The organism is Sphingobacterium corticibacter, assembly GCF_003076635.1.
Taxonomy (GTDB): domain Bacteria; phylum Bacteroidota; class Bacteroidia; order Sphingobacteriales; family Sphingobacteriaceae; genus Sphingobacterium; species Sphingobacterium corticibacter.
The window spans coordinates 17,442-43,718 of record NZ_QDKG01000006.1 but is presented as its reverse complement, the minus strand read 5'-3'; the positions used below and the strand labels follow the sequence as shown (position 1 = coordinate 43,718).

Below are 26,277 nucleotides of genomic sequence, written 5' to 3'. Positions count from 1 at the left end.
ATGATTTAAAGGCCAATAACTAGGTTGACACCAAAAGTGCGCGTAGCCGGGAATTGCCCCAACTCAAAGCCTCGGGTGATGTCGCCATTACCCAATGTGCCAAACTCGGGATCAAAAGCAGGCCAGCTTGACCAGATAAACAGGTCGCGGCCGAAGGCGCCTATGGTCGCACGTTGCAAGCCTAACTTAGCCAAGGTTTCAGGCTTCAAACTATAATCGATTCGAAACTCTCTAAACTTTAGAAAGTCGGTCGAATAACTGGTGCCTTCGACGTTGTCACGCCCCATATGCGCATTGTAATAATCCCACACATTGGTAGCGATCACGTCGTTTGCTCGGTAGCTGCCATCTCCATTGTCGATCACACCATTTCCGATGATACCGTTGTAGCGGCCAGGTAAGGTATTGGTGGTTTTACCTTGCTCACTATTGACCGCAGAGGTCAATGAATAGCCGACCGCACCAAATTGCGCGTCGAATAAAAAGCCAACGCGGAATTGCTTGTATCGGAACTCGTTGTACAAGCCTAAACGAAAGGCAGGATTGGCTTGGCCAATGTATTGTACCGAATCGGTTAATTGAGGTAGACCATTTTGGTATACAATCTGTCCATCGGGTGCACGTTGGTAACCGCGACCCCATAATTCATCCATGCGTCCACCCACACGAGCTACCATCATACCGCGGCTGCCGGGCCCGTTTTGCAAGATCATTTCTTGCTGGTTGTCGGTCAGTTCCAACACCTTATTCTTATTGGTGCTAAAAGTGGGGCTCATCGTCCAAGTAAGGCCATCCTTCTTCTGAATCGGTACGATGGATGCTTCTAATTCAAATCCACTATTTCGGATGCCACCGGCATTGATCAATACGTTATTTGCGCCAGACGCACGATCGATGACGGCAACTAAATGCTGATTGGTTGTCGTTGCGGTGTAATAGGTCGCGTTCAAGGTGAATCTATTTCTAAAGAAGTTGAGATCTGTTCCAAGTTCGTAACTGACCGTTTTGAGGGGCTCTAGTTGTAGGTTAGGAAGCGAGGTAGGGTTTGATCTTCCGCCGGGAAATGTAGGGTCTACATTGTACGTGTAGGACGTGCGATAAGGTACCATTGAGCCACTTCCAACTTCGGCGATAGATCCGCGAAACTTGACCATGGAAAACTGTGCTGGCAAGTTTACCATATCAGAAAGCACATAACTCACGTTGACAGATGGGTAGCTAAACGACTTGCCTTTGTTGGTGGGCGAGGCTAGCGCGCTATTCCAGTCGGTACGAAATGATAGATCGGCAAATAAATAATCGCGAAATGCAACCGTACCAAAGGCATACACACTGTTGAGCACCAGTTCGCTGCGAAAAGGTGTACTCACGATCACGCCTGCCGGATTCCCCATATTGAAAATACCGGGATAAGCCAATGAATCGGCAGAATTGCGTTCTAGCGCATTTTCATTGCGTAGGGAGCTACCTCCACCAGTGATTCTTATTTTGAAATCGTCGTTGATATCCTTCTTGTACGTTACCATCAATTCAGAATTGGTTTCTGTGTTATTGATGGCTTGGGTACGAAACATTCCCTTTCTAAATTTTTCGGTATCGTATGGCCGCTGTTGGCTGCGCCGTTCGGCATTTAGATCCATAGTGGTACGCACCAGCACATCCCATTCGTCCGAGAACTTATACGTGGCTTCGATGTTACCCGTTAGGCCATGTCGCTTATTCTTGTTGAGCATTTCGTATGCGATTAGGTACGGGTTGTCGACTAGACTACTATACGGATAGTTTTGCACCAGGTTTTCTGATCCATGCTTCCAATAATCTTCCAACCAACTCAACTGCGCATTAGGTTGCCAAAAGGCATTCCAGTACATGAAAGATTGATTGTTGTAGCCAGAAGTGGGCAAGTTATCACTACGATTTTGTCGGTAATTGATGCGGGTCTGGATGCGTAGTTTATCGGTGACTTGATGGGCGGCCGTCAAGGATACGTTGTTGCGTTCGTATCCTGTATTGGGGATGATCCATTTATTGCGTAGATCCGTAAAAGAAAAACGCACTTGTGTACGGGCATTGCCCCCATCTAGGCTGATGGAATTAGTAAATGTGGTTCCGGTTTCGAAAAACTTCTTACGCTCATCTGGGAACGCCTCCCAAAGCGTGCGCTCTGCAGCACGAGTCTGGGTGATCGGGTCGTATTGGAAATACATTTGACCATCAAATTTTGGTCCCCAAGCAGAGCTTGTGCTTCGTGTGCTCGGGCCATCGATCCCATCATTGAAGGAGTAATAGCGTACGCCCTCCGTTCCTTGTCCGTATTCATACTGGTAGTCTGGCCAGCGCGATACGGATTCGATCACAGCATTAGAAGATACCGTGACACCAATGCCTTTGTTGATCCTTCCTGATTTTGTGGTGATGACAATCGCTCCATTAGCTCCTCGCTGTCCATAGAGCGCCGTGGCATTGGCACCTTTAAGTACAGTGAGAGAGGCAATGTCTTCAGGGTTGATATCGTTGATCCCCGTTCCGAAATCTACCGGTGAATCGCCACCTAAATAAGCGCCATGCCCTTGCCCGACTTGATTGCCACTGCTATTATTGATCACAACTCCATCGACAATGATCAAAGCTTGGTTGTCTCCCGTCAAATTGTTTTCGCCACGTAGAATAATCTTGTTCGAACCTGCTGGACCTGCTCCCGAGCGCACGAGATTGACCCCGGCAATGCGTCCTGAAAGCGCCTCCGTCCAATTATTGGGCATGGTTTCAGCAATCTTCTCGCCTTTTAGTTCGGTCGCGGCATAGCCTAATGACTTTTGCTGACGTGATATGCCTAGCGCGGTCACGACTACCTCAGCTACTTCATCCATGGCAGGCACTAATTGAAAACTTAAGGTCATGGTTTCACCTTCTTGCACAAGTACCTGATTTTTGCTCATGGTCTCAAACGAGATGTAGCTCGCCGTGACAGTGTAGGATCCGGGACGTACTGAAACGGTAAACCGACCATCGTTGTTGGTGGTGGTAGTTCTATTGAGCTCCACAATACGCACGGTTGCCGATGGTAAAGGATCGCCGTTTTCATCCAACACAACGCCTGTGAGCACACCGGGCTGCTGCGCTTTCTTCAGGATAATAGTTCCCCTATCATTTTCTTCAAAAACGACATTCGTACCGATAAATAGGTTTTGCAGTATGCGTGCAATGGAAGTCGTTTTAAATGATTTATTAGACACGGTTTTAGACGATAGCCCTAGGAGCTTATCATCAAATGCAATGTCCAAGTTTTGCTCCTTTTCGAGCTTCTTGATGGCCGTATACAACGTGATATCAGTCGCTGTAAAATCAATTTTTCGCTGGTGGATTTGTCCCATGAGAGGCGCCGCCAATAGAAATTGGCCAATCATCGTCCCAAATAAGCAGATCATAATTGTCGCACGCATAATAATTCGTATGAACAATAGATTTATATTCATTATTTTTATAGTCTTAGTAATTCATAAAAAGCTAAGTGGCCGGGTAATGGGTCTCAAGCAAAGCCGGGCCAACATTCATTGCGGACGGCACCTTTGGGTGCCGCACGTAATCGTCTGGTTAGTATAGCATTAGTTCATCGCCTACCCTCCTATATTTTAATCGGTGTATACTGCATATTTTTTCCATGTTTTCACTTAGTGGTCTATCCGCATAGAGTGTTAGATCATACGAATAGGTCTGCTTTGAATTTGCAGGTTTCTTAACCGTTACTCCGTGCATGTTTTGAATAACTTGTGCCATTTCCTCAAAGCTGGCTTGCGCCAATACTACTTTACCATCGCGCCAAGTGCCTTGGTTGGCTGTTTCCTGCAACGCATATGTGCCTTGATCCTTTGCAAACACGAGGGATTGTCCAAGGGATAGTTTCTCTAGCGGAACACCATTTTTCTCCACTTGAACTGCACCACGATCCACGCTTACATGGATGGTCTGTAACCGGGCATAACTATTGATATTAAAGGCTGTTCCGAGTACGCGCACACTCAGGTCGTCTAACTCGACTATAAATGGTTTGGAAGGTTGGTGAGCCACATCAAAGAATGCTTCTCCTGATAAGTGTACACGACGCACACTATCACCATAATTTGCCAGTACTTCCATGGTAGAATTGGCATTGAGCCAGATCTGTGTGCCATCAGGAAGCACCAACATCTTACGTTCTTTTCGTCCCGTACTACTGCGGAAGTCAGGCACGGATGCTTGTTGAGCTATGCTACTGCTATTGGAGGAGAACATGCGCTGCTTAATAGCAATCGACATTCCTAATACGAGCAATACCGCAGCGGCACTGATGAAATGGACGAGATATCGCTGTGTGAACCCACGCTGTGGTATAGGTTGGGGGCTCATCTCAATACCAGACCAAATGCGTTCGCGAGCGCGTGTCTTTTGTTCGCTATTTTCGAATGCACCTTGCTCCTGATTATCCGAGAAAGAGGCATACCAAGTCTCGATGAGTTGGCGCTCGGCTTCGGTAGCTTGACCGGATTGGTGCTTATTGAGCAGTTCTTTGAGTTTCTTTAAATCCACTTGCTGTTGTTTTCACTCTTATAGTGCAGCGAATGGGTAATAAGTACCTCAAGAAATCGTTAAGTTGCTATTAAGTAATTATTAAGGCAAGAATAAAGGCGTACAGGCTGGAGGATACTTCGGGATGCTCTTTGCTTAAGATATCTTTCAACTGTTTTAAGCCCATAGTCGTATTATTTTTCACGGTTTGGGGTGAGAGGCCGAGGGCTTTCGAAATCTCCGCTATGGTGAAGCTTTGCATCCGCAATAGGATGATATCATGCATATTCTTGGGGAAATGATGTATCGCTTGGTTGATGGTATGCTGAATTTCTTTCGCGGTAATCGCATCTAGTACGCCTTCTTCAAAGACAGTCATCTGCCGCAAAACGTGATCAACGGTTTCTTGATGCAGGTTATTTTTGGTATAATGTCGAATCAATTTATTTTTCAGCGCACCTGCGAGGTATGCTTTGATAGAGATATTAATGGTCGTGGTCTCACGATTCTGCCAAAAAGAAGTAAAAATTTCTTGCACGATGTCCTCAGCATCATCATGGTTCTTGAGACGAAAATATGCTTCTCGATAAAGGTAAGCCCAGTACTCGTCAAAAAACTGCGCGAAAGCTTGTTCATTCCCCGCTCTGATGGCTTGCATGAGTTGATTATCCTGTAACATCTCCATAATTTCTTATCTCATAGGATCAACAAATATAGAGAGCCCATATTAACTTAATGTTATGCTACAGAATACCTTGCGACTGCAGCAACTCCGTATTGGTGAAAACGCCATGGTAAAATCCGCCAAAGACAAAAACACCTCGGAATTGACGAAGTAGTGGAAAAATGCCCTCCTGATTATGTCAATTGGTCGTCAGCATTCATTCGACAGCAAACTGAACACGCTCTTTGTATGTTGTAAACGTATACATGAGCAGAGCTGCTCATATACACAATGGAATAATAAATCAACAACAAACAATACAATGAGTAAATCAACATTTAAAATTATCAATCCGTATACCGAACAAGTTGAAAAAGAATATCCATATCATAGCGTAGATGAGTCTATGCAGCTGCTGGACAAAGCCGATCAGGCATTTCATAGTGTGTGGAAGAAAAAAGATGTCTCCGAGCGAGCGCAATTATTACTAAAATCTGCTGAAATCTTGGAAAGTCGCAAAAGCGAGATCGCCAAGCTTGCATGTGTAGAAATGGGAAAGCCATTGACATCCAGTGAAGGGGAAATAGATTATTGTATCCAAATTTTAAAATATTATGGGGAGAATGCTGCTAGATTTCTAGAAGATCAATCTATCTCCGAAATAGAACATGGCGAAGCCTATGTGACCCATGAACCATTGGGCGTTCTATTATCCGTACAACCTTGGAATTTCCCATTTTCGCAGTTGATTCGATTTGCTGCACCAAACATAGCTACGGGGAATACTATTTTGATGAAGCCAACCACCGCTGTATATCAATGTGCCTTGGCCATACAAAAAGTTTTTGTTGATGCCGGATTACCGGAAGGTGTATACAATACCTTCGCGATTGATACCGACGAGATTGAAGCAATAGTAGCAGATAAGCGCGTCCGCGGTGTGATGTTGACCGGAAGTGAAAAAGCCGGTGCAAGTATTGCTGCCTTAGCAGGGAGATACCTTAAAAAATCCGTTTTAGAACTCGGCGGTTCAGATCCACTTATTGTCTTGGAGAAAGCGGATTTGGATAAAGCTACAAAAGGTATTGTGCAAGGGAGATTGGAGAACTCTGGTCAAGTCTGCACCTCATCCAAACGGATCATTGTGGTAGAATCTGTATATGAGCAAATTGAAGCAAAAGTGAAAGCGGCCATGGCTAAAGTCAAAATTGGAGATCCTTTAGAATCGGATACCGAATTTGGCCCCATGAGTTCGGAAAGACAAATGGATACGGTATTAAAACAAATTAAGGAAACCGAAAATAATGGCGCTACGTTGCTAGCTGGTGGTAAGAGGCTGGAACAAAAAGGATTTTTTATTGCGCCGACGCTGTTTAGTAACGTCAAAAAAGGCCAACCAGCATATGATGAAGAGATATTTGGCCCAGTGATAGCTCTGATCAAAGTGAAAGATGATGAAGAAGCCATCAATGTGGCCAATGATAGTCATTTTGGCCTTGGATCTACTATCTTTTGCGAAGATATTCCGCATGCAAAGAGTGTTGCAAAACGCATAGATGCCGGGATGGTTTTCATCAACAGACCGACGACTTCGTCGCCGCAACTGCCTTTTGGAGGTGTTAAAAATTCAGGATATGGCCGCGAATTGTCTTGGTTGGCGCTTACAGAATTTGCGAACCAAAAGCTAGTACGCGTTACTGATATTGAAGCGCCTTACTAACATAATCTGATGATGCAACTTTGGACATTATCTAACAATAAATAATAGGATCTAGTGATCGAAGCGCTTGAAATTCAAAACTTCAAGCGCTTCGATTTTACGCTACTGTACAAAACAGCTACAGTATTCCGTATTTCAGTACTTACCTAACATGGGCAACAAGGTTGATGTCATATCACTCAACATTTACACATCATTCATAAAAATATAAAAAAAGACTGCGCCTGTAAAATAACACAATACGTCTATCCAGTCGGCAACAAACCCAGGCTGCAATACAGGAAATATAACCTCTCCTAAGATACTCACCAGTATAAGATAGTTAAAGATTCCGAAGATTGACAGCTTGTAACTGTCACCCTTTTCAAACAAATAGCGCCTTTCCCAAAGTAGTAAGTGTAGCGTGATCGGCATCATGAGCAAAGGGTCGAGATAACTATCAAGCCATCCTATGGGGATTCCCAGCCCCCACTGCACAACCTGATGTATAATAAATAGCAGCGCAAAGCACAAAAACCATGGATTAATAAAATGTGCGACGGCCTTATTCAAAGCATTAAGAAGAATATCAAACCTGCAACAATGAGCATGACTGGCGAACAAGCTAAGACAAATAGAATAATTGGAATTTTAAGTATGGACTTCCCTATTTGCACCCATTTGGAATCGTCAGGGTCGGGTTTGCACCATGCGCTGAATTTGCCAATTTTATCTGTAATCCAATCCCAAAGTTGCGTTCTGGTTTTTTTTGCATCCATACTTATCTGTCCACACAGTTTGATTACTTCACTAACAAATATTTAAGAGCTCAGTTTTGGATATTCATTACTTCCAGTGATTATATCCATACGCAGACCAAATCTATGTCGTCCTACCCGCTAAAAAGACCGGGCAATATGGATTCATAATGATGGCTTTAGCCAAACTCTTTTGAAACAGAACACAACCCGCTACGATCAGGAGCATGAAACTCAAACAAATCTAGGTGAGATATAAGAACTCGGCCGCAGATTATCTCACAAAAAGAACTTTACACACGAATATTTTTACATATTTTGCAGGCAATTACAAAATAATTCATGGAAAAAATTATTGATACCGTTTATAATGTCGTTTGGAGCGACGCTCTCATCTATTTATGCCTAATTTCTGGAATATTTCTCAGCATTAAACTAAGACTACCTCAATTACGGTATATAAAACATTCTGTTCAATTACTTTTTGCCAGAAAAAGTTCTGACAAAGGAATATCATCCGCTCAAGCCTTCGCTATAGCTATTTCAGGCCGCGTTGGGACTGGAAATATTGCAGGCGTGGCCACGGCCATTGCGATGGGCGGACCAGGAGCTATATTTTGGATGTGGGTTATTGCATTTTTAGGCAGTTCGTCGGCTATCGTAGAGGCCACACTTGGACAATTGTACAAACAAATAAAGGATGGCCAGTTTCGTGGTGGCCCAGCGTTTTATATCCTTCATGGATTAGGCTCAAAGGTATTCGCTTGGATTTTTGCCGGAATTACGGTGATTAGTTGTGGTTTTTTATTGCCAAGCGTGCAGAGCAATAGCATCGCCGTGTCAGCAAGCAGTGCATTTGGCGTATCAGGTATAGCGGTTGCACTATTTACAATGCTTATATTAGGAATCATTGTTTTTGGTGGCGTGAGACGGATCGGAAGAGTTGCCGAATTTGTCGTACCCTTCATGGCGGGCGCTTATATCCTAATGGCTGTTATTATCATTACCCTGAATTACGATCGGATACCAGAGGTTTTTAGTTTAATTTTCCGCTCCGCATTTAATCTGGAACCTGTGTTTGGCGGTATCGCCGGCATGGCTTTATCTTGGGGCGTAAAAAGAGGGATTTACAGTAATGAGGCCGGACAAGGTACAGCGCCGCACGCTGCTGCCGCCGCTGAGGTTTCTCACCCAATCAAGCAAGGGCTAGTGCAGGGTTTTTCGGTATATGTAGATACGCTTTTCGTGTGTACCGCGACCGCACTCATGATTCTATTTACCGGACAATACAATGTGTCTGATCCGGTAGGTGGTTTTATTGTACAACACATTGATGCCAGTCTAAGTGGCCCCGAATTTACCCAAGAAGCGGTAGCGCATCACTTTCCAAGTTTTGGGCACGGATTTATTGCCGTAACGCTCTTTTTCTTTGCATTTACGACCATCATGGCCTACTATTATATTGCGGAGACAAATATCAGCTTTCTGTTTTCTGGAAAACGGATGCGTTTTGCGATCCAAGGTTTGCGTTTAGCGGTACTGCTATCAGTATACATAGGCTGCGTGAACACAGCCGAAATGGCGTGGAAATTAGGTGATATTGGAGTGGGATTAATGGCTTGGCTTAATCTTATCGCTATTCTTCTGTTGTATAAAAAAGCCGTATTCCTGCTCCAAGACTACGAACAGCAGCGGAAACTTGGAGAGGATCCTGTCTATGTTGCTAAATCAAAACGCCCTTCAGAGAATCTGTACTGGTAAGAACTCCGTATATAATGCAACGCATAAACCTTACTGTTTTTAAAAGTTTTTTCAAATCCGCGAACGCCGGTGGTATTCTTTTGCTCATTTGCGTGCTGCTTTCACTCGCTATAGCGAATAGTCCTTGGAAAGATAATCTTCAGGCTTTTTTGGATTATCCTTTAGGTACAGACTTCGGATCGATTCATCTTAGATATCCATTGTTGCTTTGGATAAATGATGGATTAATGGCGATATTCTTCCTTTTAGTTGGTTTGGAAATAAAGCGCGAAGTAGTAGAAGGCGAACTCTCATCTCCAAAAAAAGCCTCATTGCCTATTTTGTGTGCCATAGGTGGTGCGATTGTGCCGGCTTTGATTTATCTCAGCCTAAATAGCGGTACTATCACAGAAGGTGGATGGGGTATACCGATGGCTACTGACATTGCATTTGCCCTAGCAGTTATCAATATTTTGGGCAAGCGTATTCCGGCAAGTCTAAAAATATTCTTAGCTGCCTTGGCCATAGTAGATGATCTAATTGCGATATTGGTTATTGCATTCTTCTACTCTTCAGGCATTGAGCTCACCTATCTCTTGTATGCAGGAATCGGTCTGGTTGTATTAGTAGTGATGAATCGTCTGAATGTGCTTAATCCGTATCTTTATCTTATCCCTGGTGTATTTGTTTGGTATTTTGTACATCATTCCGGCATTCATGCTACCATAGCTGGTGTACTCGTTGCGATGACTATACCGACCAACGATACCGAGATTGAATCACCGCTAGAACGATTGGAGCATGCATTGGTTCGTCCTGTTAACTTTTTAATCATACCGCTTTTTGCTTTCGCCAATACAAACATCACCCTGCAAAGCGAAATGATCGATGGATTAGCTGCACCTCTTGGCTTGGGAATTACCTTAGGACTGCTGCTGGGAAAACCTATTGGGATATTTTTGACCACATTCCTTTGCGTCAAAACTAAAATTGGAGTATTGCCAAAAGGAAGTACTTGGATACACATTCTTGGTGTGGGATTATTAGCGGGAATTGGTTTTACGATGTCTATCTTTATTGCGCTACTTTCTTTTTCCAATCCACTGCATGTATCGGAGGCGAAGCTGTCCATTTTATTAACTTCGTTATTTGCTGGATTGCTGGGCTATTTAATACTACATCTCAGCCCAAAAAAAATTATCTCCGAGAATAAGAAACTTGATAGCAAAACTATTACCATTGGAAAGTCCCTTGACGATTAGAAAATGACGCAGCGGTATCGTGGTGCCTATCCGATAGCATGCTCGAAGTACCGGCGATCGGTCATACCGAAGTGCGACAGTTATCTCGAAATCCCATACCACCTATCTGAGAAAGCGGCGAACGAATAAGAGAGATAACTGGTCTACTAATTTAATAGTCTTGAAACGGTCTTCGTATTTTGGCAGGTGATACACCAAACTTTCGTTTGAATGCAGTGCCAAAATGCCTAGTGCTAGAATATCCGGTAAGAAAAGCTACCTCATATACAGTACGATCTTGATCCAGCAGTAATTCTTTTGCACGCTGCAACTTTAAGTCGCTCCAAAATGCGAATACGCTAGTGCCAAACAGTTCCTTAAATCCCTTTTTCAATGTATATTCATTCGTGCCCACCATTTTTGCCAGATCGGTCAGCGAACTTTCGGCATCCAGATGACTAGTAATAAAATCACGTACCGCATGCATCTTATCTGCATCGGATTTTTTGATAGACAATGCTAGTTTTGTACCCTTGACGAATTGTTCCAACTGCAACATCAGCAATTCAATCACCTTATGTTCTAGATACAACCGCTTGAAAATACCTTGAGCGTCACAATTCCATATATTTTGTAGTAGCTGATGCATCTGATGGGAGATCAGTCTATTTTCTTGCGCTAGCAATTGTGAACATTCCTTTTCAATGTTATTTCTAAAACGATCGAATAATGTATTGCCTTCTGGCAAATATTTTTTAAAAAGTTCTGGCGAAAAATTGATCTCACAGGATTGGAATTCGTCGGCTTCCCATTGCATATCTGCTTGCAGGCCTTTTGCAAAAAGGATGTTGTGTTGGTTGGACGCAAAAGCTACCGGTTTATGAAATTGATCTGCCTTGGCTGACTTCATTCCTTGAAGTGCAAAATGCATTTCCACGGTCTCGACATCGCTATGTACATCGAAGCGTTTGATATGAGGTACAAGCGCACGGCCAAAACCGATGTGTATGCCATCAAAGTAGATTTCACGATACGAAGTATCTTCTCCCAAATGATGCCAACTTGTAGTCTGGTCGATGACGCCCTGATGGGTTGGCACATGCCAACTGGGATATGCTTTCTCCACTAGCAAGTCTTGTGAGTTGCGATCATAAATCTTGACTTCCATATTCTGGTAATTTTATTCCTTTTCGCGGATCATCTATTCCTTTCAAAGTACATCTGATTGAACAGCCAAATCTACCTTTGTGTAAAGGTATCTATTCAGAACGATTCTAGATAACTTAAACACAAAATTCCTTCTTCAAAAAAATAAAACATGTATGTGACGTACTCAACTAAAATTAAATGGGCATTCGTCTCCGCCCTTATCGGATCAATCTTATGGGTTATCGGCGATGTTTTCGTCGCTGGTTTTGATGTGGATCCAAGCCGCTACCCCCTATTTTCTACAACCTACGCCGATCAGATCGATATCGGTATTTCCGTTTTGATGCTGGAAGGCTCGACTGCCCGTCTAATGTTTGGTGGTTTGGTCGCGTCGATGAGTGCAGTATTGTTCCTTCCCGCCGTATGGTTATCTTTTCAATTCATCAGCAATCGGCAATCATTTAATGCTTGGGGCAATTATTATTTACTTATCCTAAGCGTTGTATTGATGCCTTTAGGGCACAGTGTATTCTTTTACGTAGGCGAAATTTCGAAAGCCATTTATAACACCGATGTCAGTGCACATCCGTACTTACTAAATACCGCCCGCGCATTTACCATGATGCTTTACATCGCTTGGGGCATTGCAATTTTTGTACTGATGGCAGGTTGGTTGTGGTACTCTATCACCGTGTTCCGTGGCAAAACTGCTTTGCCGCGCTGGGCAGGATTGATCACACCAGTGTGGTTAACACTATATCAAATGCCTTTACGCTTCGTATTGCCGATGTCAGAGCTTCGAGGCTGGCTGATAGCAGCCGGTTTTAACATTTCCTATCTTCTCTATTTCGCGTTATTGTGGTTATTATTTCGGCATATCCCGCTAAAAATGCAGGAGAAAAAAATATAGATTGCGAGATGCTTTTTATATTTATCGTACAAGGCAAGATACTTCTAACAGATCGCTTCTTACCTCGGCATGATTCAAGTAACCTTAAGCTGAATTAGAGTAAAATAGCATCCAGCGCCAAGCTGGATGCGTTATCTCTTTTTACGCAGCTTTCAAACCCACCAAAAAATTGGTAATGATCTTCGAAGCATAGAGAGAATAACTATTGTTTCAATTTACATTTTACTTTGAGGAGATACCTCTGGGATAATGATCAAATAATCAAATCCGTCAATAAAATTGATGAGAGCAGCCGACTTTAGATTAACGTGTTTCTTCTTGATTTGGCTATTCACTTTATTCAGATCAAATAGCAACCACTCCGTTGGACTTTGGCACAAATCCGTAAATGATTTTAGATAGGGTAATCCATCTGTAGGTACATTTTCGCCGAAAAGACCGCCTACTTCGCCAGACTTTTCCATGATAGCAATATGCAAAGATCGCTCACCTTCGGCATCCGCCAAATTGAGCGCAAAATTGCCAATATCCGGCGTACCTTGCCCCAGACTTTTGTGTTTGGTAACGTGGTTGGCACCAAATTTAAAGAGATTCTTTTTGCCCGCTAATGTATGCTGGTTGGCTAATAGGTTTTTCTTCATCAAGGAAATCCGCATTTCATGAGATTGCAAACCTCTTCCAGCGATGGCCATAGTGTAGATCGCGTTGCTCTGCAGGAGATCTTGTATAATTTGTCGCTCTTTTGCTGAAATCTCTTGAGACAAAAGGGGGTGCAACTTGGTCGATAGTTCTTCGGAAAATAGCAACGGAAGGCCATTTAAATCGAAGGGAGGTTGGACATCGGGATTGTTTTTATACGCAGACCACCTGATTTCTGCTATATTCATCAATTCTTGGTATACGGCTTTTGCTTTTTCGTTCATCGTAGACTTGCTCAACTCGTCTAATAAAGGAACATCGCTGCTTGCAAAAACTTGATCTAATTCAATCACTGGTTTGTTTGCCAAGACAAAGTATTCTAATAATTCGCGGTCCTTCTCGAAGGTATAAAACCCGAAGCGATCTGTATATCGCTCTAGCAAATCATCATAATCCCGCTCCGACTTTTTTAACGTTTCACTTAAGAGGTTGGTGACCGATTGGTTACCTTCCATGATGTAATTATCAAAATTGACTTTTTGAAGCAAATAGCGAATAAAGGAGGGCACTTCATTGGTATGATGTTGTTCTCCGATCAGGATATATTGATGATTATTTATTTCAGCCAATAAAGAGTCTAAGCTATTACCGCTGAAACTGTCCGCTTCATAGACAAAAGTTTCTTTGTGTGCTGCAGCAATACTATCTAAACTTGAATCCGATTGGGCAGAGGCAAAATTGGCAATTAGAAAAAGTATGGCGAGAGGCAAATGTGATTTCATAAGGCTATTTTGATCTAAAATAGCATTATTTGCCAAGTGGAAAAAGGTGTTAGCCACAAATATTCTTTCAATCAAGACTATTTAATGGTTAAAGCAAATCTTTTCGTGTCAAGCAGTTTTTTACAAATTAATAGCGTATAAGAACTATTCCCCTTATTGATTCGTTGACAAATGGAGGCATACCTCCGTAAAAGCCATTCTTGACAAGATTATAATCATCAAATGTATTGAAGAAAATGTGGATGGACGAATCTGAAATAATGTTTCTATTTCTTAGAATTGCATATTTCAGCTTCCCATATAGATAAGGCTGGGGCAGTTTGGCATCATTAGCCGGAAAAGTCGGAATAGTAACATAAAGCCTATTTAGATCGGCTGGATTCTTGATCGACTCACCATATTTACCGATCGTAATAGGCGACTCCTCAAAACGCCCAATATCGAAACTAGCCAACTTACCTTCCTGAAAATATAGTTTCGTACCTCCCGGATATTCGATTAAATCGCCCCAAACATCATCCATTTCATAAAAATATTTGTCCACTTTTAGCGGTTGACCAAGCGTAGACTTAACCCGAGCTAAAGTACTCCCAATTGTTACCGTTCTAGAAGGAACTTCTTTCAAACAAAGATTTATTTCTGCAATATCCACCGTGATGCGTTGTCCGAATAGGTTTAGATTTATGGTGATTAGCAAGAATAGAAGTATTGATCTCATGGTTTTAAATGTAAGATTTAATGACTCGAAATCCTAAAACAAACAACGCCCGAAGCAAAGGACTTCGGGCGTTGATCTCGTATCCGCTACTTATTAGCAGCTAGACGAGCAGGATATTAATTGTTGTATTATTGCATTTGCATATCACCCATTGGGTTGGCGTTTCTATTTCGCTTAAATAGATTCATGTCCATTTTTCCGAATCTGTACGAGAAGTTCAGCTTGATCATACGCGGATTGGATAAGCGGTAATAACTTTGCGAGAAACCATCTCCATAGGATATAATCGTATTGCCTCTTGTCGCAAAGATATCATTGGCCGATAGTGTAACCGACGCTACCTGATTTTTCAAGAAATCCTTTTTAATCGCTAAATCTACACCGTGATAAGGCTCAATATAACCTTGAGATGAACTCTGAGCTAGAGATGGAGGACCAAAGCTTTGACCTTGACTAACTGGCATATTGGTCTTGCCTTGATATTCAAAGGCGAGTTGCACCGTCCAATGCTTTTTCAAATTGAAGTTATTGTTCAATTTACCAAACACCGTCCACAATGGATCTTGTGCATTCACACCTTCGCTAACGGTGATCTTCGAGTTGTAAAAATTCAGATCAGCGGTCAAATCCCACCATGGTTTTATGCTGTTGGTATACGTAAACTCCGCCCCATAATTCTGCCCAGAATTGGCATTGATATAAGTATTGATAAAGTCAAGATTGCCCGTAATAGGATTCGTTTCCTGTGCTAAGAAGCGCGTAATCAAGTTACTCGTGTGCTTGTAATAAACAGTAGCAATAAAGGTGCTTTTGTTACTGCTTCTGCTATAGCTCAACTCTCCAGAATTCGTAAACTCGGGCACTAGATCGGCATTACCACGGGTAATATTCAAACTATCCGTATAATCTACAAATGGAATCAGTTGAAAGAAGTTCGGACGATTGACCCGGCGCGTTCCGCTGATCTGAATCTGATCTTTGTCCGACAGCTTTTTGCTTAAAAATAAGGACGGAAAAAGGTTTAATGGAAAACGGTTGCTAAATGTCTCTCCCGTATTGATTAAGCGACCGTCGTAGGCAGAGCTTTCGACTCTCAGTCCTGCTTTGTACGAAAACAAATCTTTTACCTCTCCGCCCAATGAAGCGTACGCAGCATAGACACTGTTCTTACTATCATAGTTGGCCGAAGCGGCTTCGATGTTCTCAAACTCTGTCTCGCCTACGCGTCTCAGTAAGTTTTGATTGTTATTAGCTACATTATTGATCTGAGCGCGAGCTCCTGTTTCTAATTTCATACCATTGGCAAAGGGTTTGACGTAGTCAATCTGAAAGGTAATATTTTCATTATCACCATTCCCAAAGTTGCGTTGGATTTGCGTGCCACCGATTTGTCCAGCGGCATTGAGGTAGTTGGTGGTGTACAAACCATCCATCTCATTACGACCACCAAAATAATTAAAGTCGGCCGTCAACTCCTCGCCTTCTTTCGCGAATTTTTGGATCAAACCCGCTTGAAATCCGCGTGGTTTGAAACTTCTTTCCGATTCTGCAATACGATCACTGATAGATGACTGCCCAGACAATAAATTAGTGATGTGGGTATTTTCTACTGGTTTGAAACTTCCGCCACCTATAATACCAGCTACTGAAATCGTAGTTTTCTCGCTCAGATCGTAATCTACCCCTAATCTTCCGAAACTGATCATGCCCTTAGTTTTGCTATCGATGTCTTGCATTACCTGCGACGTAACACCATCTAGTTCGCTCGAACGGTCGCTATTACCTTCCGTATTATTACGAATACGCATATTCATGGCCGTCAAGGAAAGGTTGAATTTACCTTGTCTCGCATTGAAACTACCCATAAAATTAGATCCGCCTAATCGATCAACGCCAGCATTGACCATACCGTTATATCCCGTTTTCTTGTTTTTCTTGAGTACAATATTTAGGATTCCAGCCATACTACCAGAGGCATCGTACTTGGCAGAAGGATTGGTAATGATCTCCACTTTTTCAATCACATCCGCCGGAATCTGATCAAGCGTTAAGGTGGTTGGTCTACCATCTACAAATAAGGTTGGCGAAGCATTTCTCAGTTTTACATTACCATCAATATCGACTTGAACCGAAGGCATATTTCTTAAAACATCAATGGCCGTACCGCCTGCAGATACGATGTTTTTCTCGACATTGAAGACTTTCTTTTCCATATCGATTTCTAGCAATCTCTTGCGCCCGGTCACGGATACAGCGGCAATATCAGTTGCATCGCCTAGTAAAGTAATCGTGCCAAGATCTTTATTGAAAGCTGCCATCATCTTGGCAATCGTAGCAGCGTCCGGTTTGCCTGTGGGTGGGCCAGCAAGGCTGTCGCGCTTAGGCATTTCGTATTGTACTGGCATTTCTACAGTAGAATAGCCGATCGCACTGATTTTTACCTTGAGCTTTTCCGTCAAGGGAACATTTTCAAACTTGAAAACACCAGATGAATTGGAAACGGTGGATTGTACCAAAATCTCCTTGCTTACTCCGCTTGTGCTGTCATCAACGATTTTGAGTAGTACAACGGAGATTTGCGCTAAAGATTCGTCGGTATCATTTTGTATTTTTCCATTCAATGTACCTTCTGGTTTTGCGCCTGATTTATTGGCAAAAGGATTTTGTGCGTATGCCGTACATAATAAAAATGTAAGGACGATGAGTGATAAATAGTTTTTCATTTTGTGTGGTAAAATCTCTGCTCTTCCATAAACCCACCAAGGGCGGGGATGGAAACGGTACAAAGATTACCATCGTCGCGAACTTCTACAACAAACTGTAGACAAACGACCATTATCTGTAGACGATTGAACTCTACATGCATCGCATCCGATCAGGAATTGAACTTTCGGATAGCTTCAGCATATTTTTTGCCGATAGGCAAAGACACCTCTCCGAGGAATAATTTGCTGCTATGAATAGTCGAAATCTTGCTGGTATTTACAATGTAAGAATTGTGAATCCGTAGAAAAGAAAAATTGGATAAAACCTCGGCCATGCCACGTAAATTCATCCGCGTTAGGAGTGGCTGTGCGCGATTCACCAGATGAATCTTTACATAATCTTTCAATCCTTCGACATGGCTAACATCATCCACTAGTATCTTGACTTTTTGATATTCTACGTTAATGGTAAAATAATCGCTGACAGGGCTTTGAGCACTATTCTTCGTCAGTTCTAATCGAGCGGACACCTTATCCAATGCCACTCCTAATCGCTCTTTACGGATCGGCTTAGTGAGGTAATCGACTACATTTAATTCAAAACCCTCGACGGCATATTGATGGTAAGCCGTAGTAAATATGACTAAGGGAATATTTTCTAAGCTTCTGATAAATTGCGTGCCTAATATCTCGGGCATCTGGATATCAGTAAATATCAGATCTACCTCGTGGTTTCGCAAATATTCCCGAACGGGTAATGTGCTGGTGAACTTAGCTAACACTTCGACATTTGGAAACATGGATAAATCATCTTCCAACAGGTTCAGTGCAAACGGCTCGTCGTCTATTAAAATACATTTAATTACCATGGCACGTAATATGAAGTGATACATTGAAAAAACCACGCTCTTTCGAGATCAATAGTTCATGTTTATCCGGATATAGCAGTTCTAGTCGCCGTTTGACATTACTCAAGCCAATACCGGTATTATCTTCTCGACTAGCTTCTATTAAAACTTTATTTCTGGACTGAAAGATAATCCCTTCTGGCGTGGTTTCGAAAAGGAAATAGATATCCGGCGGTGTTTCGCTATCTACGCCAAATTTGAAGGCGTTCTCTATAAAATGAATAAAAAGCAGTGGATGGATCAAATGATTTTGGAGATCTGGCGCGACGGATAGTTCGACACGACCTTCGACTGGGAAGCGTAATTTCTGTAGCTCCATGAAATTTTTGATATGCTGAATCTCCATGTTCAGGGCCACTTTATTATCGCCTACATCATAGAGAATATACCGCAGTATTTCCGACAGTTTAAAAATAGAATCTTCGGATTCGTGCGGTTGTTTGCGTACTTGCCAGCGGATATTGTTGAGCGTATTGAATAGGAAGTGCGGGCTGATCTGTAGTTTCAATAGGTTAAGCTCAGCGGTGGTTTTCTGTAATTGTATCTGCTTGTTAAGCTCTTTTTGTCGGTCTTGTTCATTATAAAAGAACAGCATATTGCCAATGATGACACATAGGAAGTAAAGAATACTCGGAGCGACAAATAGTCTGACGACTACTAATCCCTCTCGCTCCATCTTAGCAAAATCACCATTCGGATTATGAGCTATTAATAAGTAATTAATGACGATATAACACAGCAAACCCGCAATGGTAAACAGGGTAAATTTGCCGCGCTGATGGAAGAAAAACTTTGGAGCGATGTATTTACTGAGCAAATAGAAGCTCGCACATAGGAAACAGACATTCACCGTATGAGATTTGAGAAAATAGGGATCAAAATCCCGCATTTTCTCCGGTTCGTACAGATAATTTACGAATGGCAACGTAAATATCATAAACCACACAAATATGTGGACGTAATAATTCCTCAGGAAATTTGCAATCATAAGTTGAATACTGTAGTATGCTATACAACGTAATGTAAAGAGTTTTTGGTACTAAAAAGACATTTGGCGCATAAAAATGTAAATTTACATGTTGTGCCCATTTAAATCCATAAAGAAACAGACGATTTTTATTCTGCATATGAAAACATCCAATCCGATCATTTACATTGAAATCCCTGTACTAGATATGGATAGGGCGATTGATTTTTATCAAACGGTGCTCGACTGTGTATTAGAAAGAGAAGTGCTCGATGGTTATGAAATGGCACACTTCCCTTTTCATAGCAATCAAGGTGGTGCCTCGGGATCATTAGTGAAAGGTGACGTGTATAAACCGACGAAAGATGGTGTAATACTCTATTTTTACACAAACGATATCGAGCAAACGCTAGAAAGAGCCCGAAAGTTCGACAGCGAAATTTTGTATCCAAAGACCATCAATACGGATTTAGGTTATGCGATCGCAGAAATAAGTGATTCTGAAGGAAATCGCATTGCGCTCAAGCAGTTAATCACTTCCTAATTTATATCATCAATAATTCGGCTATAAAAGGATCTTAAAGCAAAAATTCCGAGTGTTTTATTTTCTACAACCACACATTTATAAAACAACTGCTATCGTGGTCAAGATTACTCTGAAAGATATTTATCTACAGCTGTTTTGATTTCTTGCTTTTTCAATGGATCACTAACAAATTCATAAATTGGAATAATACCTGGTCTCCCCATACCAAATCTAATATCGATCAACGTAGCTTCATCCAAGTTATTCTCACCATAAAATCTATCATATTCAATAGGTGATCCACTATAATTCGTCACATCTATCATCCAGGCATTATGCTCCGGTCTTGTATTATCCACGACTTCTACATATAGATTTTCTTTAGCGGGACTTTCGGCATCAGCATTATTCGGCCATACACCAATTCCCGGAGATATATTGAAGTTTTCGCGAATGCGGCGTGTGAACCAATACTGCGCATCGTGCGATTCGTAAGGAGAATGACGGTACAGGTAATCCGCGCGCTTGCCTAATACGGCATACTGTAACACATGGGTTCCATATTTGATGATAATATCATCCGCAGACATCTGGAGGATGTCTTGTCTGAATTGAGGAGAAACATAAGCATCTAATTGCTCTGAACTGATTCCATCAAAATGATATGTATCAAAATAGACGGTACGCATCACTATTTGCTGCGATACATAAGCATATGTATATTGCAGATTAGGATAATGAGTTTTATCAGCAGCAAATTTATCGGCAAAAGATCCTCGAAATAAGTTTTTATACTTAGACAGTTCATCTTGGTTAAAATTCGCCTGAGCTCCTTTTACACGAACAAACTCTTCTAATGATCCTGTCAAGATAGGCGTAGGACCATTACTCGTTGATCGATTTACTCCAATACGAGATTCATCCAATTGGTTCAAATCAATAACCTTGGCACGTACAGACGAAGGATGTGCAAATTTACCAGTGGCATCGTAACCATAGCCCAACATCAAAAATTCCTCATCTGCCCAAGGACGCTCCCACGTTAAGGTATGCGATACGGATAGATCAATGCCCGTTTTATAGGAATCTTCTTCGGTATTATCAATGGCTAAGCTATCCTTGTCTGAACACGCAGAGAACAAAACATTAACACATAAAAAAGCTAAAAATAATAATCTCATTTGCTTGGTAATCATCGCTAGTCAGTTTGTGGATTTCCTTTCAAATATACTACAATTAAGCAATGAAGTAAAGACATTAAGACCTATCATATAGTTTAATTTTCTAAATAACAAGAATATAAAAAAGCTACTGTAATTCTATTCTTTGCCCCGACATAACGCTTTATTAATAGAAGATATAGGGTTTTTGGGCCGAAAATGTGTTATATTTGAGTGTAAAAAGGCTACTGACACTATCAAAAATCATTATTTGTGAAAAAACGTATCGCTATCTTTGCTTCAGGATCAGGTTCCAATGCTCAAAAAATCATGGAACATTTCAAATATTCGGACCTCGCTGAGGTAGCCATCGTATTGAGTAACAATCCAGATGCTTACGTTTTACAGCGTGCGGATAATTTTGAGATCCCTTCGCACATTTTTGATAAAACGGTATTCTATCAAACCAATGAAATCGTTGATCTATTAAAACGGTTGGAAGTGGATATGGTCATACTAGCCGGTTTTCTTTTGTTAGTGCCTGAAAATTTATTGCAGGCATTCCCCAACAAAATTATTAACATACACCCAGCTCTTTTGCCAAAGTTTGGCGGTAAAGGCATGTATGGCGACCGCGTGCATAAAGCCGTTCTTGCAGCTGGGGAAAAGGAACATGGCATCACCATTCATTTTGTCAACGAGCATTTTGATGAAGGCGAAGTCATTTATCAAGGGCGTTTTGCGGTGGATGCGGGCGATACCTTGGAGATCATCAAATTTAAAGGACAGCAACTTGAGCACCTGCATTATCCAAAGGTAATCGAAAACTTGCTTAAGAAATACAACTAAATAGTTCATTTATTGCTACCTTTGCGGCTTCATAAGCAGAAGATAATGAACCACGCCGTAAAGATTAAAAATGCCTTGGTTTCCGTTTATTACAAAGACGGATTGGCCCCTCTTATTGAATTATTGAACAAATATGGAGTTACCTTCTATTCTACAGGTGGTACCGAATCTTTTATTAAAGATCTAGGTATTGGAGTAGAACGCGTAGAAGACCTAACTTCGTATCCATCTATCTTGGGTGGTCGCGTAAAGACTTTGCATCCAAAAGTATTCGGCGGAATTCTTTCTCGTCGTCCATTGGATAGCGACAAAGAGCAGTTGGAACAGTACGAAATTCCTGAAATTGACTTGGTGATTGTGGATTTGTATCCATTCGAAGAAACACTAGCCTCTGGTGCTTCGGAAGAAGATATCATTGAAAAGATTGATATTGGTGGTATTTCTTTGATTCGCGCTGCCGCAAAGAACTTCAACGACGTGGTGATTATTTCTTCGAAGAATGACTACAAAGAATTAGAAGAAATCCTAGCTGCACAAGCTGGCGTAACCACTTTGGAGCAACGTAAATCATTCGCGAAGCGTGCTTTCAATACTTCATCGCATTACGATACCGCGATCTTCAATTATTTCAACCAAGAAGATCCACTTCCAGTATTCAAACAATCTGCACAGCAAAGTCAAGTACTTCGCTACGGTGAGAATCCACATCAGCAAGGGGTATTCTACGGTGATTTGGACAAGATGTTCGACAAATTAAATGGTAAAGAGCTTTCTTACAATAATCTGGTAGACGTAGATGCGGCGGTAGCAATTATCGATGAGTTTGAAGATCCTACATTTGCAATCTTGAAACATACAAATGCATGTGGTGTAGCTTCTCGCTCAACGGTGAAAGAAGCTTGGACGGCGGCATTGGCTTGCGATCCAGTTTCAGCTTTTGGTGGTGTACTCATTACGAATGCAACTGTCGACGCGGCAACAGCAACAGAAATCAATCAATTGTTTTTTGAAGTGTTGATCGCACCAGCATATGATCAAGATGCAGTCGAGATCTTAACAGCGAAGAAAAATCGTATTATCTTGAAACGCAACGAAGTAAAATTGCCAGAGCAACAATTCAAAACTTTGTTGAATGGGGTGATTTTACAAGATAAAGACAACACCGTAGAAGGTCCTGATTTGATGACGACGGTAACGGAAAAACAACCAACCGAAGCGCAATTAGCCGATCTATACTTCGCGAACAAGATCGTGAAACATACGAAATCGAATACGATTGTATTTGCGAAAGACAATACCTTGATCGCTTCTGGCGTAGGCCAAACGTCACGCGTAGATGCCTTAAAGCAAGCGATCGAAAAAGCAAAAGCTTTTGGCTTTGATATTAAAGATAGCGCGATGGCATCGGATGCCTTCTTCCCTTTCCCAGATTGTGTGGAGATTGCTGGTGAAAATGGTGTAGCAGCGGTATTACAACCGGGCGGCTCGATCAAAGATCAACTTTCTATCGATATGGCAAACGAAAAGGGCTTAGCGATGGTGATCACCGGTGTGCGTCATTTCAAACACTAATGATCATTTATAGTAGATAAATACAAATCCCTTCCTTCAACCGGAAGGGATTTTTGTTTAGTACTGTTTTTAGTGACTCGGTATTTCACTTTTTCCTTTCCAATTCCCTATTTTTGCGCTAACATGTCAGACTTAAAATACAATCAACGAGGTGTCTCGGCCGGAAAAGAGGACGTACACAATGCGATCAAAAACATTGATAAAGGACTCTATCCGCAGGCTTTCTGCAAAATCATTCCTGATATCTTGGGCGGTGATGCAGACTGGTGCAATATCATGCATGCGGATGGTGCGGGCACCAAATCTTCGTTGGCGTATGTGTATTGGAAAGAAACTGGCGATACATCCGTATGGCGCGGAATAGCGCAAGATGCGATCATCATGAACTTGGATGATTTGTTGTGCGTGGGCGCCACGGATAATATTTTGCTTTCGTCGACTATAGGGCGTAACAAAAACCTGATTCCCGGTGAAGTGATTGCCGAGATCATCAACGGTACAGAAGAGATTCTGGCGGAATTGCGTGAGATGGGCATCGGGATTTATTCTACTGGTGGCGAAACAGCTGATGTGGGCGATATCGTACGCACGATCATCGTAGATAGCACCGTAACCTGCCGCATGAAGCGCGAAGAGGTAATCTCCAATCACACCATCCAAGCAGGCGACGTGATCGTTGGTTTGGCTTCTTATGGCAAAGCAAGCTATGAATCAGCTTATAACGGCGGCATGGGATCGAACGGATTGACTTCGGCACGCCACGATGTGTTTAATAAAGCTATCGCAGAGAGATATGCAGAAAGCTTTGACCCTGCTGTTCCTTACGAGTTAGTATTTAGCGGCAGTCGTTCATTAACCGACAAAATTGCTATTGGTGATGGTGAAGAGGTTACGGCCGGACAATTGGTCTTGTCGCCAACCCGCACGTATGCGCCAGTGATCAAAAAGATATTGGATCAGCATCGTGCACAAATCCACGGGATGGTGCACTGCTCTGGTGGTGCACAAACGAAAGTATTACACTTCGTAGATAATGTACACGTGATTAAAGATAACTTATTCCCTATTCCACCACTTTTTGACCTGATTCAGAAAGAATCGGGCACGGATTGGCAAGAAATGTATAAAGTCTTCAACATGGGGCATCGCATGGAGTTGTACGTTCCACAGGAGTTAGCCGCTGATATTATTGCGATCTCTAAATCTTTTGATATCGATGCGCAGATCATCGGACGTGTAGAAGCAGCTGACAAAAAACAGGTAACTATTCAGTCGCCTTACGGCGAATTTGTATACCATTAAGGTATCCTAAAATAGCGTATGGTAAAAGAGAAAAAGATCATAGGCCGCACGGAGATTATAGACTTGCCAGAGCTGGGACTCTACAATCTTCCTGCGAAAATTGATACGGGAGCAGAAACTTCGGTAGTACACTGTGAAGATATGGAAGTGCTCGAAGAAGATGGGCATCTATATATCGTAGCGCATATTGCGGCATCCGACGACTCGGATGATACGATGGAGATTAGATTTCCAGTACACCGAGAACGCACCGTCAAAAGCTCTTTTGGACAATCGGAAACACGTCATATTTTTAGAACAAAAATTAAAATATTCAACGAACTATACGACATCAAGCTTTCCTTTAGAGATCGTTCTGCTATGACCTACCCTATGCTGTTGGGCAGAAACTTTATTGCAGGGAAATTTTTGGTGGATGTATCAAAAAGAAATCTAGGGCAAAATTTGCGCTAAAACTTATCCACTCATTCTTTGTTTTCATAAAAAACTACGTTTTGAAAATTGCCATTTTATCGACAAATAAAAATTTGTATTCTACCAGACGTCTGGTAGAATCCGCTCAGGCACGCGGTCACGAATGTGTGGTAATCGACCATAGCAAATGCTATGTCGGTATACAGCAAGACAAGCCTAGCATACATTATAAAGGACAAGACATTGCCGGTATTGACGCGATCGTACCGCGAATTGGTTCTTCGGTCACTTTCTACGGATCAGCAATTGTTCGCCAATTTGAAGTGATGGATGTCTTGTCGGCCAACCCGAGTCAAGCGATTACTCGTTCTAGAGACAAACTACGTTGTATGCAAATCCTTTCGGGAGCCGGTTTAGGACTTCCGATCACGGGTTTTGCCCGCACTGCTTCAGATGTAGACGATTTGATTAGTATGGTAGGCGGTGCGCCGCTGGTGATCAAATTATTGGAAGGAACGCAAGGAATTGGTGTGGTATTGGCCGAAACCAAAAAAGCGGCTTCTTCAGTAATTGAAGCATTCTACGGCTTGGGAAACAACATCCTTATACAGGAATACATCAAAGAATCTAAAGGGTCGGATATCCGTGCTTTTGTGGTAGATGGCAAGGTAGTGGGCGCCATGAAACGTACCGCAAAAGAAGGTGAATTTCGTTCAAACTTACACCGCGGCGGTAGTGCTGAAATAATTAAGTTAACACGTAAAGAGAAAGAAACAGCCATATCTGCGGCAAAAGCCATGGGACTCACTGTAGCTGGTGTGGACATGTTGGCCTCAGATCGTGGACCGCTTATTCTGGAAGTAAATTCATCACCAGGTTTGGAAGGCATCGAAACGGCCACTGGAAAAGACATCGCCGCTGAAATTATCCAATATCTGGAACGGCAGCACGAGGCTAAATTGGCCTTAAAGCCAGCCGTACGTATTAAAAGACCCGTTAAAAAAGAAAGCAAACTTTAAAAGTTTGCTT

The 26,277-nt window shown here is 42.1% G+C and carries 20 protein-coding genes; 10 read left to right on the top strand and 10 right to left on the bottom strand.

Annotation, left to right across the window (positions count from 1 at the left end):
• Positions 1-5: 5 nt before the first annotated feature.
• The 3 genes from DC487_RS14340 to DC487_RS14325 all read right to left on the bottom strand — a co-directional run bounded on the left by DC487_RS14340 (position 6) and on the right by DC487_RS14325 (position 5,230).
• Positions 6-3,443, bottom strand: a complete 3,438-nt coding sequence (locus tag DC487_RS14340) for a SusC/RagA family TonB-linked outer membrane protein (RefSeq protein ID WP_239016396.1) — start codon at positions 3,441-3,443, stop codon at positions 6-8.
• Positions 3,444-3,594: 151 nt separating this feature from the next.
• Positions 3,595-4,566, bottom strand: coding sequence for a FecR family protein (locus DC487_RS14330; RefSeq protein WP_116776655.1), 972 nt, complete (start codon positions 4,564-4,566; stop codon positions 3,595-3,597).
• Between the two features lie 70 nt (positions 4,567-4,636).
• Positions 4,637-5,230, bottom strand: coding sequence for an RNA polymerase sigma factor (locus DC487_RS14325; RefSeq protein ID WP_116776654.1), 594 nt, complete (start codon positions 5,228-5,230; stop codon positions 4,637-4,639).
• Between the two features lie 301 nt (positions 5,231-5,531).
• On the opposite strand from DC487_RS14325, the gene DC487_RS14320 reads away from it, so the two are divergent.
• From DC487_RS14320 to nhaA, 3 genes are all read left to right on the top strand, one after another.
• Complete coding sequence (locus tag DC487_RS14320; RefSeq protein WP_165799097.1) at positions 5,532-6,929, top strand: NAD-dependent succinate-semialdehyde dehydrogenase; 1,398 nt, start codon at positions 5,532-5,534, stop codon at positions 6,927-6,929.
• Between the two features lie 1,079 nt (positions 6,930-8,008).
• A complete protein-coding gene (locus tag DC487_RS14305; RefSeq protein WP_116776650.1) occupies positions 8,009-9,427 on the top strand; it encodes an alanine/glycine:cation symporter family protein in 1,419 nt (472 codons plus the stop codon).
• 14 nt (positions 9,428-9,441) lie between these two features.
• On the top strand, positions 9,442-10,668 hold the full coding sequence (nhaA, locus tag DC487_RS14300; protein ID WP_116776649.1) for a Na+/H+ antiporter NhaA: 1,227 nt from the start codon (positions 9,442-9,444) through the stop codon (positions 10,666-10,668).
• A gap of 151 nt (positions 10,669-10,819) precedes the next feature.
• Here the strand turns inward: nhaA and DC487_RS14295 are convergent, their stop codons facing one another.
• Entirely contained in the window at positions 10,820-11,815 is a 996-nt protein-coding gene (locus DC487_RS14295; protein ID WP_116776648.1) for a helix-turn-helix domain-containing protein, read from the bottom strand.
• Positions 11,816-11,971: 156 nt separating this feature from the next.
• On the opposite strand from DC487_RS14295, the gene DC487_RS14290 reads away from it, so the two are divergent.
• A complete protein-coding gene (locus DC487_RS14290) occupies positions 11,972-12,706 on the top strand; it encodes a DUF6796 family protein (RefSeq protein WP_116776821.1) in 735 nt (244 codons plus the stop codon).
• A gap of 215 nt (positions 12,707-12,921) precedes the next feature.
• Here DC487_RS14290 and DC487_RS14285 read toward each other — a convergent pair whose 3' ends face one another.
• The 5 genes from DC487_RS14285 to DC487_RS14265 all read right to left on the bottom strand — a co-directional run bounded on the left by DC487_RS14285 (position 12,922) and on the right by DC487_RS14265 (position 19,395).
• On the bottom strand, positions 12,922-14,127 hold the full coding sequence (locus tag DC487_RS14285; RefSeq protein ID WP_133228613.1) for a hypothetical protein: 1,206 nt from the start codon (positions 14,125-14,127) through the stop codon (positions 12,922-12,924).
• A 127-nt stretch (positions 14,128-14,254) separates the two neighbouring features.
• Entirely contained in the window at positions 14,255-14,845 is a 591-nt protein-coding gene (locus DC487_RS14280) for a hypothetical protein (RefSeq protein WP_116776646.1), read from the bottom strand.
• 128 nt (positions 14,846-14,973) lie between these two features.
• Positions 14,974-17,568, bottom strand: coding sequence for an outer membrane beta-barrel family protein (locus DC487_RS14275; RefSeq protein ID WP_116776645.1), 2,595 nt, complete (start codon positions 17,566-17,568; stop codon positions 14,974-14,976).
• A 152-nt stretch (positions 17,569-17,720) separates the two neighbouring features.
• Positions 17,721-18,419 (bottom strand): LytR/AlgR family response regulator transcription factor, encoded by a 699-nt coding sequence (locus tag DC487_RS14270; protein WP_165799096.1) that lies wholly within the window; start codon positions 18,417-18,419, stop codon positions 17,721-17,723.
• Positions 18,409-19,395 (bottom strand): sensor histidine kinase, encoded by a 987-nt coding sequence (locus DC487_RS14265; RefSeq protein ID WP_165799095.1) that lies wholly within the window; start codon positions 19,393-19,395, stop codon positions 18,409-18,411. The genes DC487_RS14270 and DC487_RS14265 overlap by 11 nt, the downstream gene beginning before the upstream one ends.
• A 190-nt stretch (positions 19,396-19,585) precedes the next feature.
• Here DC487_RS14265 and DC487_RS14260 point away from each other — a divergent pair, with 190 nt between their 5' ends.
• Positions 19,586-19,969, top strand: a complete 384-nt coding sequence (locus DC487_RS14260) for a VOC family protein (RefSeq protein WP_116776820.1) — start codon at positions 19,586-19,588, stop codon at positions 19,967-19,969.
• A gap of 107 nt (positions 19,970-20,076) precedes the next feature.
• Here the strand turns inward: DC487_RS14260 and DC487_RS14255 are convergent, their stop codons facing one another.
• A complete protein-coding gene (locus DC487_RS14255; RefSeq protein ID WP_133228610.1) occupies positions 20,077-21,132 on the bottom strand; it encodes a hypothetical protein in 1,056 nt (351 codons plus the stop codon).
• A gap of 252 nt (positions 21,133-21,384) precedes the next feature.
• Between DC487_RS14255 and purN the strand changes: the two genes are divergently transcribed.
• From purN to rimK, 5 genes are all read left to right on the top strand, one after another.
• Positions 21,385-21,960 (top strand): phosphoribosylglycinamide formyltransferase, encoded by a 576-nt coding sequence (gene purN, locus DC487_RS14250; RefSeq protein WP_116776641.1) that lies wholly within the window; start codon positions 21,385-21,387, stop codon positions 21,958-21,960.
• Between the two features lie 45 nt (positions 21,961-22,005).
• A complete protein-coding gene (gene purH, locus DC487_RS14245; protein WP_116776640.1) occupies positions 22,006-23,532 on the top strand; it encodes a bifunctional phosphoribosylaminoimidazolecarboxamide formyltransferase/IMP cyclohydrolase in 1,527 nt (508 codons plus the stop codon).
• Positions 23,533-23,655: 123 nt separating this feature from the next.
• On the top strand, positions 23,656-24,834 hold the full coding sequence (locus DC487_RS14240; protein ID WP_116776639.1) for an AIR synthase related protein: 1,179 nt from the start codon (positions 23,656-23,658) through the stop codon (positions 24,832-24,834).
• A gap of 18 nt (positions 24,835-24,852) precedes the next feature.
• Positions 24,853-25,287, top strand: coding sequence for an ATP-dependent zinc protease family protein (locus DC487_RS14235; RefSeq protein WP_116776638.1), 435 nt, complete (start codon positions 24,853-24,855; stop codon positions 25,285-25,287).
• Between the two features lie 41 nt (positions 25,288-25,328).
• Positions 25,329-26,267 (top strand): 30S ribosomal protein S6--L-glutamate ligase, encoded by a 939-nt coding sequence (gene rimK, locus DC487_RS14230; protein ID WP_116776637.1) that lies wholly within the window; start codon positions 25,329-25,331, stop codon positions 26,265-26,267.
• Positions 26,268-26,277 lie beyond the last annotated feature (10 nt).